Here is a 17,184-nt window from a genome sequence, read left to right as displayed (position 1 = left end):
CTCCTGCTTTCGAAAAGGCCAAGTCAGTCCCACGTCACCCCGAACACAGTCGCGATATCTGCCAGTGCGGCATCATCCAGCGGGGCGGGACGGGGTGTAGTCATCAACCATAGGCGCGCCGTCTCTTCGAGTTCTGCAAGCGCATCACTTGCACTCGTTACACTGCGGCCCCAGACAACTGGTCCGAGACGATCCAGCATCACTCCGTTGACCGATGGGGCCAGTTCGGCCACGCGGGCTGCCGCTTTCGGAGACCCCGGACGTTCATAGGGAATCAAAGGGACACGCCCGATCTTCATGACCTGATAGGGTGTGATCGGCGGCAGGATGGCATTCTCGGTATGTACACCCGCCAGCGTCAACGCGACGAGATGGGAGGAATGGGTATGGATGATGCCATTGCAATCCGGTCTCTGCTCATAGATTTTACGATGCAGCGTCACCGTTTTGGAGGGGCGCGGACCGGAAACCCAGTTTCCTTCAAAATCGGCCTTGGCGATCCCCTCGGGTATGAGGCGCCCCAGACACACATCCGTCGGCGTAATCAGCCATCCGTCAGAGACGCGTGCGCTGATGTTTCCCGCGCTTCCGCTCGTATGTCCGCGCGCGTATAGATCCCGGCCGATCGCGCAGATTTCCTTACGGCATGCCGCTTCATCCGTCATGACTGACCTCCCGATAACGCCAGCAGCGCTTTTTCAAAGAAGTCGACCTCTCCGAAATTACCTGATTTCAGAGCAAGCGCGAGCGGCGCGTCGTCCGTTGATACGGTTGCAGGAACGCCCGGCGCAATTGGCGCTCCGATGCGCAGCCCTTTGACATCCAGCGCCTGAACAACTGCCCCTGACGTTTCTCCGCCTGCGACGACAAAACGTCTGACACCGCGGTTTCTCAAGGACTGCGCGATACGGCCCAGAGCATGCTCGACCATTTCCCCCGCCTTCTGGGCGCCGATCGCCGCCTGCACGTGCCTGAGTTCATCGGCCGGGCTGGTCGCGTAGATGAGAACGGTCTGATCCGCGTGAGCGTCGAAGAAAGCAACCGCCTCTTCCACAACCGGCTCACCAGCAGCCAGCTTCATGACATCGATTCGATAAGCTGGCCGCGCCGCCTCCATCCACCGTGCCACCTGAAGATTCGTCCGCAGCGAACCGCTGCCCGCAAGAACGACATCTTTTCCAGCTATGGTAGGCAAAACAGCCGCGTCTACACCGGAAAGCACGTTGCTCGCCCTGAAATTATCGGGCAAATTCAGCGCGATTCCCGAGCCGCCCGTAATCAGGATATGATCGCGGCAGGCCTGTCCGATTATCCTCAGATCAGCTTCCGAAATTGCATCGACAACAAGAAGGGAGACCCCCTCGGCTGTGGCTTTTTCGATCCCTGCTCTGATATGCTCCGCTCCCTTGAGGACCGTCGACAGATCAATCAGGCCAACAGCCCCTTTGGACTGTGCCTGAAGCACACGTACGAGATTTGCATCCTTCATCGGTGTGAGCGGGTGGTTCTGCATCCCGCTTTCATTAAGCAACACATGACCGACAAAGAGATGGCCATTATAGACCGTGCGTCCATTGGCCGGAAAAGAGGGGGCGGCAATCGTCACCTTCTGTCCCAGAGCCTTGGCCAGCGCCTCTGTGACGGGACCAATATTGCCCTTTTCCGTGGAATCGAAGGTGGAGCAGTATTTGAAAACAATCTGCCGACAGCCGACAGACCTCAGGAAATCCAGAGCTGCCAGTGACTGCGTCACCGCGTCCCTGGCCGCAATGGTACGCGACTTGAGTGCGACGACAATGGCTTCGGCATTCGCAATCATCGGATCATGCGCATCAGGAATACCAATGGTCTGCACCGTTTTCATCCCCGCACGGACGAGCGTGCCGGCAATGTCGGTCGCGCCCGTGAAATCATCGGCAATGCAGCCGATGAGCACGCCGGGACGGCTCATACTCCCTCTCCCTTGTGAGAAGACGGCAGCGTGATCCCCGGGAAAATCTTGATGACAGCCGAGTCATCTTCCCGGCCATGCCCCGCGGCGGACGCGTTGAGGAACATCTGGTGCGCGGTTGCCGCCAGAGGAAGAGGAAATTTCGTCCGACGGGCCGTATCGAGCGCGAGACCGAGGTCCTTGACGAAAATATCCACAGCCGACAGCGGCGTATAATCTCCCGCAAGAATATGAGGCACCCGGTTTTCGAACATCCAGGAGTTGCCCGCACTATTGGTGATGACTTCGAACAGGGTGGCCGGATCGGCGCCCTCCCGCAGTCCCAGCGCCATGGCTTCAGCGGCCGCGGCGATATGAATGCCTGCCAGATGCTGGTTGACGATTTTTACGCGAGTACCGACCCCCACCTTGGCACCGAGCCGATAGACCTTGCCAGCGATGGAAGAGAGCACGGCTTCCGCACGGGCATAGGCTTCTTCGGGGCCGGACGTCATCAGCGTCATTTCGCCGGAAGCGGCCTTGGCAGCGCCCCCGGACATCGGCGCATCGAGCAGCCAGATGTCTCGCTTTCTCAGGCACGTCTCCAGCCCCTCGATGAAGGCTGGCGCAACAGTAGCGCAGGAGATGACCAGAGAACCAGGTTTTAGCATGTCCGCTGCTCCCTGTTCGCCGAACAGGGCCTGCTCTGTCTGCTCCGCATTTACGACCTGAATGATCAGAACGTCACAGGACGCCGCAAGGGAGGCAGGCGACGTGTAGGCCTTGCCTCCTTCAGTTCCGAACGCTGTCAGGGCCTCTGCACGTACGTCGTAGACGCCAACCTCAAAACCCGCACGCAACAATGATCTCGCAACACCAAGACCCATCGCCCCGAGCCCGATCACACCGATCTGACCTGTCCGATCCTTACCCTGCATCGTCGTCCCCTTCCTGAAGCGCTCAAGTGTCTTTCGCACCACTGCGCGAAGCAGAAGTGATTGAAGGGGAATAATTCACATGTTTGATGACAGGTCTAATTCCCAAACTGTTATATTCCATGTTCCTCATGTTATGTTGAATCCATGCAAGAGAAGCAGCCGTTATCTCCCTCCTGGTTCGTCGATATCCGGCTAAAGTTCCGGCATCTCCAGCTATTACAGGCTCTTTCACGCCACAACACGCTCCAGAGCGCGGCTGAAAGTCTTGGTCTGGCGCAGCCTGCCGCGTCGCGACTACTTGGGGATCTCGAAGATGTGATTGGTATCCCGCTCTTTCATCGGGAAGGACGCCGTCTCGTTATCAACGCCTATGGGAGTGTGTTGACCCGGCATGCCAACAATCTGCTCGACGAACTTGATCGCACGCGCGATGAGTTTAACGAGCTTCTCTCAGGTGGGGCGGGCACAGTATCAATCGGTGCCATCGACGGACCTGTGGTCGATCTCCTGACGACGGCCGTCCTCAACATCCAATGTGATAACCCGAACATATCTCTCGAAATCCGTACCGGATCGAGTGTCGGTCTTTTTCATGACCTGATGAATGGCGAAATCGACATCATGATCGGCCGGGCGCCGGAAGATGCGCGGAGCATGTCGTGTCACTATATCCCGATCGGCGAAGAACCTATGGTCATCGCAGCGCGTCAGAACCACCCACTCTTCATGAAGGCAACTCCCGTTCGGCTTGAGGATATGGCGCCTTTTCCATGGGTTCTGCAACGGAAAGGAGGGAAGTCGCGCAGCAGGCTCGAGAGCATATTTCAGGACAGAAACCTGCCCCTTCCAAAAGACATCATCGGAAGTGACTCTCTGCTGATGACACTTGCCTATCTGGAAAAAACCGAAGCGTTGACGGTTCTTTCCACTGCTGTGGCCAATCAACAGGCCAAATACAAGCAGATCCAGATCATCTCATCCGATGTGAACATCGCAATCAGCTCTTACGGAATCCTGATGCTCAAATCCCGCAGTCAGTCCCGTCCTACTATGAAGGTTCTCGATGAACTGAAAAAAAACCTGCGACCAGCAATGGGAGGCTGAGCCAAGAGACCGGAGGCGGAAGGCTCGATGCCCTTGCGTTCGATTTATGACTGATTTGTTGCACAAACGAGGAGGACACACCGAACAAGCCCAGTCAGATGACGGATGGACATAAGCGAATCATTCCTCACTCGATACAGAACGACGAGTTGACAGCCCTATAACGCGACGCTGAAGACAGGCGAATCTTTGACAGTTTGGCCCGATCCGACAATGGGGAGAGAACCTTCCGACCGGACATCGGGATGGGCAAAAAGTCGATGGAAATCAGAGCCGTTTAAGTCGCGGGCAGTGAGATCGCGACGCTCCGAGCCTTCTGGCTCGGAGCGCGGAACATTCTACATGTCTTGCCACGAGGCCGTAATCGCCTCAATCAGAGGTTTCCAGACTTCCAATGTATCATCCGTGAAAATAATTATTCTGAATCCGTCATTATTTCCCACGATATAGCAAGCACTTCAAGTGCAAACAGGACACAAATCGGGGCAATACAAATTCAATTGAGGACAATCAACACTATATATTGTCAATAAATAGCAGCATCAACGTTTTACAAAAGAAAAAATCCTTAATATTCAGAAAGATATTTCAGCAAGTCTATTACAATATCTCAAATAAAGACGTATAATATTACCTTTATCCGACCATACTCATACGGTTGAAAGCGGACGTGGTCTCTGGCTGACCTGTAATCTCAGCCGCCGTAACGGCACTTAAACCAGCAATCATATCAGCATTAACATCAATGATTTTTTGAAGTGATCCAACAGTGTTGAAAGCAACATTGGTCTCTCTAAGCATCCAAGTTGCGATTTTTGTGAGGTCGCTTTTCAGAACAGGCGGAAGCAAGTTATCCGTTCGCCCGATCCCGAGCAACAAAATTGACCAAAGACGATAATTTTTAGACAGCGCCTCCCTGCGGTCTACACCGCTTTTGGGATTGGCCATAAGTTCGTTAACTTTCTTAAATGCAAGAGCTTCTACTTGGCGAGAGGAGAGATCGGCACCTGATTGCTGCTGATACCGTGACGCACCGTAGTTCAATGAGACTCTCCTCTCGTAAAGCAAAGGTGATGGGAAGGCTGAAATGCCCTCCCATCAGTCGAAACCTTAACCGCGGAAGAGGCTGAGGATCGACGACGACTGCGAGTTCGCGATCGACAGTGACTGGATAGCAAGCTGCTGCTTCGTCTGCAGCGACGTCAACTTCGCGCTTTCGGCGGCCAGATCGGCATCTGTCAGAGCGCCAACGCCGGTCGTCAGGGCATTGGAAAGGCTGCTCGTCGTTGTGCTGAGCTGCGACACCTGATTGGCCGCGGCACCCAGACCACTCGCGATCGTGTTCATCTTCGAGATTGCGGCCTGGACCGTGAGAAGCGCCGAGGCCGAGCCTGAAACTTCCTGAACCGCTGGCGTACCCGCTCCGGTGCTCGTAAGCGTTACCGAAGAGGTGGTCGCTCCGGCATCAGCCGCATCGATATTATTACCGGCAATCATTACAGCGCCGGTATTGGCGTCCTGAGAAACTCCGAAGCCCGCATTCTGGACAGCGGAAGTGAAGCTGCTGGCAATGCTATTCGCGGGAGCGCCGGTGGGTCCGATATCGGCGAGTGAAATATTCGTGAAGGCCGTTGCCGCGCCGTTTTTATCGAACGCGGTCGATACGGAATAGGTGAAATTTCCGCTCGCGTCGCGCGCTTGCGTAACGGTCTCGTCCGAGGTGCTGCCGAAAGAATAAACAACACTTCCATCGGATTGAGTCTGAGACGTGACGTTTTTCGCGCCCGTAAAAGTCAGAGAGCCGTCAGCGGCAATCACTACGGCCGTGGTACCCCCAGCACTACCCACAGCCGTTGCCAAAGCCGTTTGAGCCGCCGTAACACCTTTGTCCGCCACGCTTAACGTGCCCGTGCCAGCATAACTGGAAGCGAGGAATTGATACTGCACGGCAGGATCGGCGGCGGTTCCTGTGCCCTTGCCATCCGCACCCGCTTTAATATTGTTGATCGCCAGCGAGTCACCTGCGGCGAGACCACCGAGCCCCTTGTCGGTGGCACCAAACGTAATTTCCGCTCCGCTCTGCGCGACATTCAGGTTGCTCAATCCAAGGCCTGTTGCCGTGGCGTTATATCCACCCTGCGTGAACAGCGTTCCATTCACGTCCATCGCCGTGGAGACGGACGTGTACTGCACGCCGTTGCCGATCGCGCCACCCAGAAGATTGACACCCTGGAAGGTCGAACCGCTGGCAGCCGAATTGATCTGCGACATCGCCTGAGACAGCGCCGCATTCATGATGCCGACGTTATAGCCGGTCGTTTCCGCGCTCGTAATGGATTGCGACAGGCTGGACAGAACGTTGGAAATCAAGGTCGCCTGACCGGCAGCCGTGTTCACGACCTGCCCCGCGAAGGACAGACCGGACTGAACGCCCTTCAGCGCGCCGATCTGCGAGTTCATCGTCTGAGCGATGGCATAGACGGCCGGATTGTCGGAGGCGGAATTCACAGCCTTGCCCGTCGAAACGCGATTTTCCGTCTGAGTAAGATCAGCGGACGTCTGGCTGAGGCTCTGGAGAGCAGCAAGGGCGGCGGTGTTGGTGTTGATCGAAAGAGTCATGGAATTTTTCTCCGGTTCTGCGATTTTTTCTCGCCCGCCATTCATGACTCCCCACTGGTTAACAAACCTCCAACGACGCAGAGATTTTCATGTTCTCGAAGATTAAAATTCTGTACTCTTCAAAGCCGCCCCGTTCAGGATTCCACGATAGGCGCATGACACCTGTTCAAGCATCTTTCTGGCCTGTTCGACCGCGCTTCCCCAGTCTCCGGACGTCGCCTGTCTGATGATCCTCATGCTCGGATACCAGGGCGTGTCATCGCGATTTTCGAGCCAGCGCCAGCAGCCATCCGCTCGAGACAGGGTCCAGACCGGCAGATTGAGCGAACCTGCGAGATGCACGATGGAGGTATCCACCGCGATGAGCAGATCGATCCCATAAAGCCTTGCCGCCGTATCGGCGAAATCAACAATTCCGTCCGTGACGTCGACGATAGGGAGTCCCGCATTCTCCAGTTGCTCCCTGGCATCCCCAAGCTGAAAACTGGCAAAGCGTACGCCCCGCACACTCAGAAGCGGCGCCATCTCATCGAGCGGCATGGACCGGCGACGGTCTACGATATTGGCGTCGATACGCTGCTTGCGCGGATCTCCCGCCCAGACCAGCCCGACCACGAGATCCGGATGTTCGGCACCGCCCGCCATGTGCCGCCTCACGGACCCGCCCTGCCGATCGATCTCTTCTTCTGCGACAGACAGATAAGGAGGCAACGGAATTGTGTCCATCGTCACACCACATCGCCATGGAAGACTGGCGACCGGGCAGTGAAAATCGAAACGATCCGCCGAATCGAGCGCGACAACCACTTTGTGGATGCCTTCCATGGATTCAAACAGCCGCGTCAGCGTCGGAGGCACCTGAAGGGTAACGATTGCGCCTCGAGCGCATAGCAGCGGCACAAAACGGACGAATTGTAGCGAATCGCCAAATCCCTGTTCGTGATGAACAAGAATATGGCGACCGGCCAGATCCTCGCCCTGCCACAGCGCCGCCGCGATGTCGGTCCGGGGTTTTTGCGTCTTTCGCCAACGCCATTCATAAGCCTTCCAGCCTTCGTCGAAATTCCCGGCTTTCAGAAGAGCGGTCGCGCGTGAAAACTGGGTTGCGGCGGAATCCGGCTTCAACGTCAGGGCATGATCGAGCACCCGGACAGCTTCCGCGCTGCGATCCAGATTTTGCAGGATATGTCCAAGATTATGCCAAAGCCCGTGCAGACCGGGCGCAATGGCGATGCCCTTCTCCGCGATACGCCTGGCCTCTTCGTAGCGTCCACGGTCGGCCAGGGCGGAACAGTAATCAATATAGGCATCCGCGAGGGTCGGCGCTTCGTGCAACAGGGTCTCGAGAAGGACAAAGGCTTCCTCGAGACAGCCCTCGCCAATAGCGACACGCGCCAGACTGTGCAGTGCCAAAGCGCATTTCGGATCCAGAGCCAACGCTTCACCATAGAACCGCTTTGCCTGATCGATCTCGCCATCGAGTTCAAACGCCCGGCCACAGGCATAGAGAGAAAGAGGCGTCGAAGGCGCTTCCTCGACCGCAAGATCTCTCTGGATCTTCGCCTCCTCGTGCCGCCCGCTCGCGCGCAGGCTGTCCGCGTACATGAGCCGCCACCCAAACCGGGGCCTTATCTCATTCGCCCTGTGCAGCGACCATCGGGCACGCGAGGCATTTCCCTGCCGGAGCGCGATTTCTCCCAGAAGAGCGTAGGCTTCAGGCTCCCGACAGCCTGCCGCAAGCAGACGCAGCACATGTCGACGCGCGCCGTCGAGAGCGCCCTCCAGAATCATCGCCTGAATCGTCTGGACAGACAAAGTCTCGGACGCCTGAGTATTTTCCATTTGTTCTACAGTCGTCATACGATGATCGCTCCTCGCGTTCACGCTAGAAGACGAAGGTAAATATTTCTCTAAATTGTTCGCTCTCGATCGTCCGGGTAGTCATATCGGCAATAAGCCACCCCAGGAAAACATCGGGGCTTTTTCCCTCGCAATGACGTCCGGACGCAGCCATGTTAACGTCATGTCTGTCCATCATGCGTCCCGATCGAGCCTATCATGACCGAAATCTCTTCCTCTTTATCGGCGCAATTCGCCTCCCCTCTCGCTCTGACCGAACGGCTTTTTTTCGAGCGTGATCAGATCGGCCTGACCCGCGATGACGCGGAACGCCTGGTCACCAAAGCCCTGGCGGGCGCCGATGACGGGGAGCTTTTCCTGGAATTCCGTGAAAGCGAATCTCTCGTTCTGGACGATGGCGTCATTCGGGCGGCCAATTTCGATACGTCGTCAGGTTTCGGGCTGCGGGCCGTGCTCGGCGCTGAAACCGGTTTTGCCCATGCGGACGACATTAGTGCCAGCGCCCTGAAACGTGCCGCCGAGGCTGTTTCGACCGTACGACAGGGACGATCGGGCACGATGGCCGCTCCGCCTGCAGCGACCAATCGCCGCCTGTACATGGACACGAATCCTCGTGATGGCAGCGATTTCGGCCAGCGTGCGGCTCTCCTGAGCGAAATCGACGCCTATGCGCGCGGGCTGGACCCGAAAGTCGTGCAGGTGAGCGCCACCATTTCTTCCGAATGGCAGGCGGTCCGTATCATGCGTGCGCAAGGGAACGACGTCGCCGATCTGCGCCCGCTGGTCCGCCTGAATGTCTCCGTCGTCGTCGAAAAGGACGGACGCCGTGAAAGCGGGGGACGTGGGTTGGGCGGGCGTTACGAGATCAGCCGCCTCATGGTTGCGGAAACATGGAAAGGCGCCGTTGACGAAGCGTTTCGCCGGGCGCTGGTCAACCTCGAAGCCGAGCCCGCGCCGGCGGGCGAGATGGAAGTCGTCCTCGGCCCGGGTTGGCCGGGCATCCTCCTGCACGAGGCTGTCGGGCACGGGCTTGAAGGCGACTTCAACCGCAAGGGCACGTCATGTTTTTCGGACATGGTGGGCAAGCGCGTCGCCGCACCGGGCATCACGGTCGTTGACGATGGCACGATTCCCGAAGCGCGCGGATCACTGACGATCGACGACGAAGGCACGCCGACCGGCCGCACCGTCATGATCGAGGATGGCGTCCTTCTTGGCTTCATTCAGGATCGTCTGAATGCCCGCCTGACGGGTGTCGCGCCGACTGGCAACGGACGCCGTGAGTCCTACGCGCATGCACCGATGCCACGCATGACCAATACGCTCATGACGGCGGGCGACGCCACGACGGAAGACATGATCCGTTCGACCAAACGCGGCCTCTACGCCGTCGATTTCGGCGGCGGCCAGGTCGATATCACATCGGGAAAATTCGTCTTCTCCATGTCCGAAGCCTATCTGATCGAGGACGGCAGGGTGACGCGTCCCGTCAAGGGCGCGACCCTCATCGGGGCGGGCGCCGACGCCATGAAGAAGATTTCGATGATCGGCAGGGACGTGATGCTGGACCCCGGCATCGGCACCTGCGGAAAGGCTGGTCAAGGCGTTCCGGTCGGGGTCGGGCAGCCGACGCTCAAAATTTCCGGCCTGACGGTGGGCGGCACAGCCTGATGGGACACAATTACGCAAAACCGGCAACGCCGGATGCGCGATTACAGCGCCTGCTCGACCGCATCCCGGATCAATGGGGCATACAGATCGAGCGCCCTCCCGGCGGTGGCTGGAGCATCGGCCTGGAACACCCCGACGAAGGCGTCACCTGGGGTACACCGCAGCCGACCCTGCAGGCCGCGCTCGAGGAGATCTGGCGGATGGTGGGACCTGCGAAAGCGTGAACCCTTATCCGCTTCCCCCCGTGACGCTGACGGTCCTCGACATGGCGGGCACGGCCGTTTTTGCCGTCTCAGGCGCGCTGGTCGCCGCGCGCGCGCGCCAGACTCTGGTGACGTTCATGTTTTTCGCCGCCGCGACGGGCGTGGGTGGTGGCACCCTGCGTGATCTTCTGATCGGCGCGCCGGTTTTCTGGATGCACGATCCGACCGCCATCACGATCTGCCTGTGCATGGCGCTGGTCGTCTGGTGGACCCCGGAACGGCTGTGGTCGGCGCGCGCAATCGACTGGTTCGATGGTCTAGGATTGGCCGCCTATGCGGTTTACGGCTCCGCCAAAGCACAGAGCGCGGGTATTCCAGTCGTTCCGGCCGTGCTTATGGGTGTCACGACCGGCTGCATGGGGGGCATTTTTCGCGATGTTCTCGCAGGTGTGCCCTCCATCGTCATTCGGCCGGAACTCTACGTCACAGCGGCGGCTCTGGCTTCCGGGACGTTCGTCGTCGCCAGCGCTCTGGGGCTTTCCGCAACGCCAGCGGCGCTTCTGGCGTTCGTCCTTGGGTTTGGTCTTCGGGCTGTCGCGATCAGCCGCCATATCTCTCTTCCCGCTTATCGAGGCACGCGATGAAAGCATTCCATGCCCTGCCCCTGCTTTCATTATGCCTGATGACAGACAGCGCGCTCGCGCAGACCGATTCGATCCTGCCGACGCCCGTTCCGGATACGCTTCCTGTGACGACGGCCCATATCGTCCGGACTTTCCCCCATGATCCGACGGCGTTCACCGAAGGACTTCTTTTCGACCATGGCGTGCTTTTCGAGAGCACCGGTTACGAAGGACACTCCTTTATCCGCGAGGAAAAGCTTGAAAATGGCGTTGTCCTGCGTCAGACGGCTCTTCCCCCGGATCTTTTCGGCGAAGGGATAGCCGCGTGGCACCACGAATTGCTGAGCGTCACATGGCGCGACGGTCTGGGATTTCGATGGTCCCTGCCCTCATTCCGCCGGGCTGCCACCCTTCATTACACGGGTGAAGGCTGGGGCATGACGACCCTCGACAGCGAGATCGTGCTCTCCGACGGCACGCCGGTCCTGAGGTTCCTGAACCCGGCGGCTTTTCGCGTCACTCACACCCTGCGGGTCACGGCAGCCGGAGTTCCCGTCTCCAATCTCAACGAGCTGGAATATGTGAACGGCGAAATTCTCGCCAATGTCTGGATGACGAACGAGATCGCACGCATCGACCCGCATACGGGTCATGTCAAAGGCTGGATTGATCTTACCCCGCTGGCGAGACAGGTCCATGCGACGGACCGGGACGCCGTCCCGAACGGGATCGCATATGATCGGGCAGGCAAGCATCTTTACGTCACCGGCAAATACTGGCCGACGCTATTCGAGATCCGAACTCCGGCACCAGCGGATACACGAGGACAATAGATTGAAGGCAGCGCCAGCCGTCCTTGAGGCGCATCGGCGAAGACGATCACCCGACCAGTCCGTTCCTCCGCGTTGACGATGCGAACCATCACCCCTAAAACTCCGGGCCATCAACCCCGCGAAGCCCGACCAGGCGCAGCTTTACATCAGCGCCGGAGGCGCCGCGTGACCATGTCCATGACTTTCGACGATCTTTTCCTGGCGCCTCACCTTCTGCGGGCGCTGGCCGAAGAGGGATATTCCAGCCCGACCCCCATTCAGGCCCGGTCAATCCCGATGCTGTTGGAAGGCCGGGACCTGCTGGGCATGGCGCAGACGGGCACGGGCAAAACCGCCGCGTTTGCGCTGCCGCTCCTCCATCGCCTGGCGGCCACTCCCCGTCCCGCACCCCGAAACGGCGCGCGCGTTCTCGTCCTTGCACCGACGCGCGAACTGGTTTCACAGATCGCCGACGGTTTCGAAAGCTTTGGCCGACACGCAAAACCTTCCGTCACAACGATCTTCGGAGGCGTCAGTCCGTTCCATCAGATCAAGGCGCTCGAGAACGGTGTCGATATCATCGTCGCCGCACCCGGACGGTTGCTCGACCTGATCGACCAGGGGCTCTGCGATCTGTCGCAGCTTGAAGCACTTGTTCTGGACGAAGCCGACCAGATGCTCGACATGGGCTTCGCGAAACCGATCGAGCGGATCGTCGCGACCTTGCCCAAGGATCGGCATACCCTGCTTTTCTCCGCCACCATGCCGAAATCCATCACGGCGCTGGCCGAGAGTCTCCTGCGCGACCCTGCCAAGGTTGAGATTGCGCCGCCCTCGACCACGGTGGACCGGATCGAACAATCGGTCATGTTCCTGAACGCGGCTGACAAGAAGGCTGCTCTTCTGGCCCTGCTACAGACACCGGGCATGGGTCAGGCCGTGGTCTTCACGCTTCAGAAAAACATCGCCAACGATGTGTGTGCCTTCATCACGGAAGCGGGCATGACCGCGGAAGCCCTGCACGGCAACAAGTCCCAGGGCCAGCGCGAGCGTGCGCTGGAGGCGTTCCGTTCCGGAACGGCGCAGGTCCTGGTCGCGACCGATATCGCGGCGCGCGGGATCGACGTCGATACGGTGACGCATGTGTTCAATCACGATCTGCCAAGCCTGCCGGAAAGCTATGTGCATCGCATCGGTCGCACGGGCCGCGCCGGTCGCAACGGCTTTGCTGTCACTCTTTGCGACGCGGAGCAGCGCGCATGGCTGCATGATGTGGAGCGCGAAATTGGCCGCACCCTGACGGTTCAGGACGATCACCCCTGGCACTCGGAAGACGCACGAAACTCGAAGATGCGCGCGCCGGTGCTGGGGGGCGGTCCGGTCAAGCAGATCAAGCCGCAGAAAATCCGCGAACGTAAAATCTGGACCGAGGAAGAAAAACTCGCCGCGCGGCAGGCCGCCAAAGCGCGCTGAATCCGAAACAGGCCGGACGCACGGAGAGCCGGTTCGATGCCGCCTGCCCGCTCTGGCCCCGTATCGCTGCGATACTGAACAACCGGCGACGAACCATCTTATAGGCATGCGCCGGGCGCCATGATATCGCCAAGCCATGACCAGACGACCCGTCACCTCCGTTGACGTCGCGCGGCTCGCGGGTGTTTCGCAGTCCGCCGTGTCGCGTGCTTTTTCGCCGGAGGCCAGCATTTCCCCGGCCATGAGAGCACGTGTCCTCGAAGCCGCCGCCACTTTGAATTACCGGCCCAGTCGCATTCCGGCCATCATGCTTTCGGGGCGTTCGCTCATGATCGGCGTGATCGTGGGAGGCCTTTCAAACCCTTTCTATGCGTCGGCCCTCGAGCAGGTGGCCGTTTCCCTCCAGGCCTCCGGCTTTCAGGTCCTCCTGGTTCATGTCGATGACGCCTTGACGCTGGACGCGGCCCTGAACCAGCTCGCCAGCTATCGTGTCGACGCGGTCATCACGGCCCTGGCGATTGGCACGCGCGACACGGCCGAGGCCCTGTCAGCGCTGAACATACCCGCGATCTGCTTCAATTCCCGGTTCGTGGGGAGAAACATTTCCACGATCACGTCGAACAACCGGCAATCCGGCGCGATGGCCGCGAAGATCATGCGGGAATGTGGGGTGAGATTTCCGGTGTGGCTGGCCGGACCCGCGCGCAACGCCGCCTCGCGGGAACGGCGGCATGGCTTTTTCGACGCCCTGACCGATCACGCCCTGATTGACCACGCCCTGATCGACCACGCCCTGACCAGCGATACGCCGTCGCCACACCCGATCCTGGAACTTCAGGGAAACGACACCTATGAGAGCGGCTTCAACGCCATGCGTGATCTTCTCGATCGGAATTTTCGCCCGGACGGGCTGTTCTGCAGCAACGACCTGATGGCCTGCGGCGCCATGGACGCCCTGCGCGATCACGGCGGCCTCGCATGTCCGAAAGACGTGATCGTGATCGGATATGACAATATTCCACAGGGCGCGTGGCATGCCTATGATTTGACGACGTTCGATCAGAGAACCGAGAAACTCGTAGACGCGGCGATGGATATTTTGAACGACGCCTTCCGGCCGGGCGCGAAGGCCCTGTCGCGGAAAATCGTCGTTGCTGCGGCCCTCGTGGTTCGCCGCAGCACCGCAAAAGCGCCTCCTCAAGTCCGATAATGCGCGCTCACGAAGCAACCATTTGACGTCCGCCGGTTTTTGCATAGCTATGCAACATCATCCGTGGTTCATTTTTCAGGAGCGATCTGATGACAGACATGAACTTCCGCGCCGTTCTGACCGGCTCGTTTTCCACCCCCTGCGCCGACAATCCCACGGTCGCCATGATCGAAGCCGCCTATCGGCATGACGGCATCGACGCCCGTTACATCAACTGTGATGTCCAGCCGGAAAATCTGGCAGCCGCGGTCGCCGGTGCGCGCGCCATGGAATGGGTCGGGTTCAACTGCTCGCTGCCGCATAAAGTCGCGGTCATCGAGTATCTCGACGAATTGGCGGAATCCGCCCGGATCATCGGCGCGGTCAACTGCGTCAGCATCCGTGATGGACGATTGATCGGCGACAACACGGACGGCAAGGGCTTCCTCGCCTCCCTGCAAAAAGCGGCCGACCCGAAGGGCAAGAAGGTGCTTCTCCTCGGTGCCGGCGGCGCCGCCCGGGCGATTGCCGTCGAACTGGGTCTCGCCGGTGCGGCCCACATCACCATCGCCAATCGAAACCGGGACAAAGCCGAGGCGATCGCGACCCTGATCCGTGACAACACGAAGAGCGAAGCCACGACCATCGAGTGGGCGGGCGACCTTGCCGTGCCGGATGGTATCGACGTGGTCATCAATGCGACTTCGATCGGCCTTGGAGACGCGCAAGCCATGCCAAAAATCGATCGTGACAGTTTCAGGCCAAACCACGTCGTGGCTGACGTCATCCCCAACCCTCCGATGACAAAACTTCTCCGGGAAGCCAAGGCGCGTGGCTGCACGACGCTCGACGGCCTCGGCATGCTCGTCAATCAGGGCGTGATCGGCGTCGAACTATGGCTCGATCGCAAGCCGTCCGCGGATGTGATGGTCCAGACGCTTCAGGATATTTTCAACGTCTCTGACTGATCTGCCTCCTATCGGAAAAGTGCTCGGTTTGCCGGATCATCGTCAGACCGGGAGCGCCACTTGCGACAAGTTGAAGGGTCATCCGCCATGCCAGCCAACTCGAAGACCCAGGAATCCGCGCCGGGGCATCGAGACCGCATGCGACGTCGCGTCCTGGAAATTCTGCCTCAATTTTCACATCACGAAGACTGCCGCCCCCAGGCGCGCCGATATGTCATGGTGGCCGCGGCCATCGCAGCTGTGGGCGGCGTGCTTTTCGGCTATGACACAGGCATCATCGCGTCGGCACTCATCTACGTTACCCGCAGCTTTTCGCTCTCGACGGCAGGTCAGGAATGGATCGCGGCCGCCCTCAATCTAGGCGCCGTCGTCGGCGCTCTTGCCAGCGGCCCCGTATCGGACCGGTATGGGCGCCGCCCCGCCATCATCTTTGCCGCCGCGATTTTCATCTTCGCCTCCCTGGGATGCGGTTTCGCTCCGGGACAGGCGACGTTAATCGTGGCACGCCTGTTTCTCGGAGCCGCGATCGGCGCCACGACGCAGATCGTGCCCGTCTATGTCGCCGAGCTTGCACCGGCCGCGCGGCGAGGCGCCTTCGTTTCACTGTTTCAGATGGCGTTTTCGCTCGGACTGCTTTGCGCTTTTTTCATCGGATACGAACTTGCCGGTCCACCCGACTGCTGGCGAACGATGTTCATTCTCGGGGTCATCCCGGCTGCGATGCTCGCTATGGGGATGCTGGTTCTGCCGGAAAGTCCACGCTGGCTCCTGCATCACGAGCACGAAAAGCGGGCAATTTCCATTCTTTACCGTTTGCGCGGGCATCACGAGCCGGTCCATCGGGAACTGAAAGATCTCCTCGCTGCAAACGAAGAAGAAAACGGCGACCACGGGTGGGCGGCACTGCGACAGCGCTGGGTTCGTCCCGCCCTGATCGCCGCGCTGGGCATCGCGGCCCTGTCTCAACTCTCCGGCCCGAATGTGATCGTCTATTACGCGCCGATCATTCTCGCGCAGGCTGGCCTTGGCCACTCCGCCGCTCTGCTCACCTCCGTTGGCGTGGGAGTCACTTCGACGATCACGACCGCCATGGGCATCACGCTGATCGACCGGATCGGACGACGGCGCATGATGCTGGTCATGCTGCCCATGGCCGCCCTGTCACTCTTCGTTTTGGGGTCGATTTTCCTTAGTCCCGCCGCTATTTCCGGACCGCGCATGGTTCTGATGGTGTCCGCGCTTCTGGGCTATATTTTCTTCAATTTCGGCTCACTTTCGGTCGCAGTCTGGCTTATTGCCGCCGAAGTCTTTCCACTCGCCATACGCAGCAAAGCCATGGGCCTTGCCAGCGCCACAGTCTGGCTTTCCGACACACTCGTCTCGCTTGTGACACTGACACTCGTCAACGCACTCGGTCCCACTGGCACCTTCTGGCTTTTTGGTCTCGTGAATGTCGCCGCTTTCGGATTTGTATGGGCGTTCGTTCCGGAAACGGCAGGAACGACACTGGAAGAAATCGAAAAACGCCTCCGCAGTGGCCAATTCACACATGGTTCACCAGCACCGGAAGCGCGTTTGCAGTGACGGTTCCTGACAAAGGGCATTTTTAGGAAATACGCACGGTTTTGATCGGCAGATGCTTTGCCTGGCGCCCCCAAGACGCCGGGCAAGCCGCATTTCGCGATGATGGATGACGGTTTATCGAGCCTTTCCGAAGGTAGACCCCAACAAAACCGTCGGCTGCGTAGCACCGGTATGCACACGCAGAACCAGGGGATGCACACAAACCGTCAT

General features: G+C 59.2%; 15 protein-coding genes. 9 read left to right on the top strand and 6 right to left on the bottom strand.

Annotated elements, in window-relative coordinates:
- Nucleotides 1-23 precede the first annotated feature (23 nt).
- From otnC to ltnD, 3 genes are read right to left on the bottom strand one after another with little or no spacing between them, the layout of a single operon-like run.
- Nucleotides 24-665, bottom strand: coding sequence for a 3-oxo-tetronate 4-phosphate decarboxylase (gene otnC / locus PWM43_RS10700; protein ID WP_289842501.1), 642 nt, complete (start codon nt 663-665; stop codon nt 24-26).
- Nucleotides 662-1,951 carry a 3-oxo-tetronate kinase gene (gene otnK / locus PWM43_RS10695; protein ID WP_289842500.1) on the bottom strand — a complete coding sequence of 430 codons (1,290 nt, stop codon included), beginning with the start codon at nt 1,949-1,951 and terminating at the stop codon, nt 662-664. Before otnK ends, otnC begins: the two co-directional genes overlap by 4 nt.
- Nucleotides 1,948-2,868 (bottom strand): L-threonate dehydrogenase, encoded by a 921-nt coding sequence (gene ltnD / locus PWM43_RS10690; protein WP_289842499.1) that lies wholly within the window; start codon nt 2,866-2,868, stop codon nt 1,948-1,950. The genes otnK and ltnD overlap by 4 nt, the downstream gene beginning before the upstream one ends.
- 144 nt (nt 2,869-3,012) lie before the next feature.
- On the opposite strand from ltnD, the gene PWM43_RS10685 reads away from it, so the two are divergent.
- A complete protein-coding gene (locus tag PWM43_RS10685) occupies nt 3,013-3,972 on the top strand; it encodes a LysR family transcriptional regulator (RefSeq protein WP_289842498.1) in 960 nt (319 codons plus the stop codon).
- A gap of 636 nt (nt 3,973-4,608) precedes the next feature.
- Here PWM43_RS10685 and PWM43_RS10680 read toward each other — a convergent pair.
- From PWM43_RS10680 to PWM43_RS10670, 3 genes are all read right to left on the bottom strand, one after another.
- Nucleotides 4,609-5,016, bottom strand: a complete 408-nt coding sequence (locus PWM43_RS10680) for a flagellar biosynthesis regulator FlaF (protein ID WP_289842497.1) — start codon at nt 5,014-5,016, stop codon at nt 4,609-4,611.
- Between the two features lie 66 nt (nt 5,017-5,082).
- The gene (locus tag PWM43_RS10675; protein ID WP_289842496.1) at nt 5,083-6,591 is read right to left on the bottom strand and encodes a flagellin; all 1,509 of its coding nucleotides are present in this window, start codon (nt 6,589-6,591) and stop codon (nt 5,083-5,085) included.
- A 102-nt stretch (nt 6,592-6,693) separates the two neighbouring features.
- Nucleotides 6,694-8,451 (bottom strand): tetratricopeptide repeat protein, encoded by a 1,758-nt coding sequence (locus tag PWM43_RS10670; RefSeq protein ID WP_289842495.1) that lies wholly within the window; start codon nt 8,449-8,451, stop codon nt 6,694-6,696.
- 198 nt (nt 8,452-8,649) lie between these two features.
- Between PWM43_RS10670 and tldD the strand changes: the two genes are divergently transcribed.
- From tldD to PWM43_RS10630, 8 genes are all read left to right on the top strand, one after another.
- Nucleotides 8,650-10,122 carry a metalloprotease TldD gene (tldD, locus tag PWM43_RS10665; protein WP_289842494.1) on the top strand — a complete coding sequence of 491 codons (1,473 nt, stop codon included), beginning with the start codon at nt 8,650-8,652 and terminating at the stop codon, nt 10,120-10,122.
- Entirely contained in the window at nt 10,122-10,346 is a 225-nt protein-coding gene (locus tag PWM43_RS10660) for a hypothetical protein (RefSeq protein ID WP_289842493.1), read from the top strand. The genes tldD and PWM43_RS10660 overlap by 1 nt, the downstream gene beginning before the upstream one ends.
- A complete protein-coding gene (locus tag PWM43_RS10655; RefSeq protein WP_289842492.1) occupies nt 10,343-10,969 on the top strand; it encodes a trimeric intracellular cation channel family protein in 627 nt (208 codons plus the stop codon). The genes PWM43_RS10660 and PWM43_RS10655 overlap by 4 nt, the downstream gene beginning before the upstream one ends.
- Nucleotides 10,966-11,781: a glutaminyl-peptide cyclotransferase gene (locus PWM43_RS10650; RefSeq protein WP_289842491.1), complete on the top strand. Its 816-nt coding sequence runs from the start codon at nt 10,966-10,968 to the stop codon at nt 11,779-11,781. The genes PWM43_RS10655 and PWM43_RS10650 overlap by 4 nt, the downstream gene beginning before the upstream one ends.
- A gap of 171 nt (nt 11,782-11,952) precedes the next feature.
- Nucleotides 11,953-13,233, top strand: a complete 1,281-nt coding sequence (locus tag PWM43_RS10645; RefSeq protein ID WP_289842631.1) for a DEAD/DEAH box helicase — start codon at nt 11,953-11,955, stop codon at nt 13,231-13,233.
- A 136-nt stretch (nt 13,234-13,369) separates the two neighbouring features.
- Nucleotides 13,370-14,443, top strand: coding sequence for a LacI family DNA-binding transcriptional regulator (locus PWM43_RS10640; RefSeq protein WP_289842490.1), 1,074 nt, complete (start codon nt 13,370-13,372; stop codon nt 14,441-14,443).
- Between the two features lie 89 nt (nt 14,444-14,532).
- Nucleotides 14,533-15,390 (top strand): shikimate dehydrogenase, encoded by an 858-nt coding sequence (gene aroE / locus PWM43_RS10635; protein ID WP_289842489.1) that lies wholly within the window; start codon nt 14,533-14,535, stop codon nt 15,388-15,390.
- A gap of 138 nt (nt 15,391-15,528) precedes the next feature.
- A complete protein-coding gene (locus PWM43_RS10630; protein WP_394356068.1) occupies nt 15,529-16,974 on the top strand; it encodes a sugar porter family MFS transporter in 1,446 nt (481 codons plus the stop codon).
- The last annotated feature ends 210 nt before the right edge of the window (nt 16,975-17,184 follow it).

Origin of the sequence: Brytella acorum (assembly GCF_029309905.1) — a bacterium.
Classification (GTDB): Bacteria; Pseudomonadota; Alphaproteobacteria; order Acetobacterales; family Acetobacteraceae; genus Brytella; species Brytella acorum.
The sequence above is the reverse complement of the archived record's forward strand: the minus strand, read 5'-3'. Positions and strand labels throughout refer to the sequence as shown.

Excerpts from the sequence above, each read along its gene's own strand:
- otnC (WP_289842501.1), bottom strand. The coding sequence starts at position 665 with ATGACGGATGAAGCGGCATGCCGTAAGGAAATCTGCGCGATCGGCCGG.
- PWM43_RS10685 (WP_289842498.1), top strand. The coding sequence starts at position 3,013 with ATGCAAGAGAAGCAGCCGTTATCTCCCTCCTGGTTCGTCGATATCCGG.
- PWM43_RS10640 (WP_289842490.1), top strand. The coding sequence starts at position 13,370 with ATGACCAGACGACCCGTCACCTCCGTTGACGTCGCGCGGCTCGCGGGT.
- PWM43_RS10675 (WP_289842496.1), bottom strand. The coding sequence starts at position 6,591 with ATGACTCTTTCGATCAACACCAACACCGCCGCCCTTGCTGCTCTCCAG.
- PWM43_RS10630 (WP_394356068.1), top strand. The coding sequence starts at position 15,529 with ATGCGACGTCGCGTCCTGGAAATTCTGCCTCAATTTTCACATCACGAA.
- tldD (WP_289842494.1), top strand. The coding sequence starts at position 8,650 with ATGACCGAAATCTCTTCCTCTTTATCGGCGCAATTCGCCTCCCCTCTC.
- PWM43_RS10650 (WP_289842491.1), top strand. The coding sequence starts at position 10,966 with ATGAAAGCATTCCATGCCCTGCCCCTGCTTTCATTATGCCTGATGACA.
- PWM43_RS10645 (WP_289842631.1), top strand. The coding sequence starts at position 11,953 with ATGTCCATGACTTTCGACGATCTTTTCCTGGCGCCTCACCTTCTGCGG.
- PWM43_RS10660 (WP_289842493.1), top strand. The coding sequence starts at position 10,122 with ATGGGACACAATTACGCAAAACCGGCAACGCCGGATGCGCGATTACAG.
- ltnD (WP_289842499.1), bottom strand. The coding sequence starts at position 2,868 with ATGCAGGGTAAGGATCGGACAGGTCAGATCGGTGTGATCGGGCTCGGG.
- PWM43_RS10670 (WP_289842495.1), bottom strand. The coding sequence starts at position 8,451 with ATGACGACTGTAGAACAAATGGAAAATACTCAGGCGTCCGAGACTTTG.
- otnK (WP_289842500.1), bottom strand. The coding sequence starts at position 1,951 with ATGAGCCGTCCCGGCGTGCTCATCGGCTGCATTGCCGATGATTTCACG.
- aroE (WP_289842489.1), top strand. The coding sequence starts at position 14,533 with ATGACAGACATGAACTTCCGCGCCGTTCTGACCGGCTCGTTTTCCACC.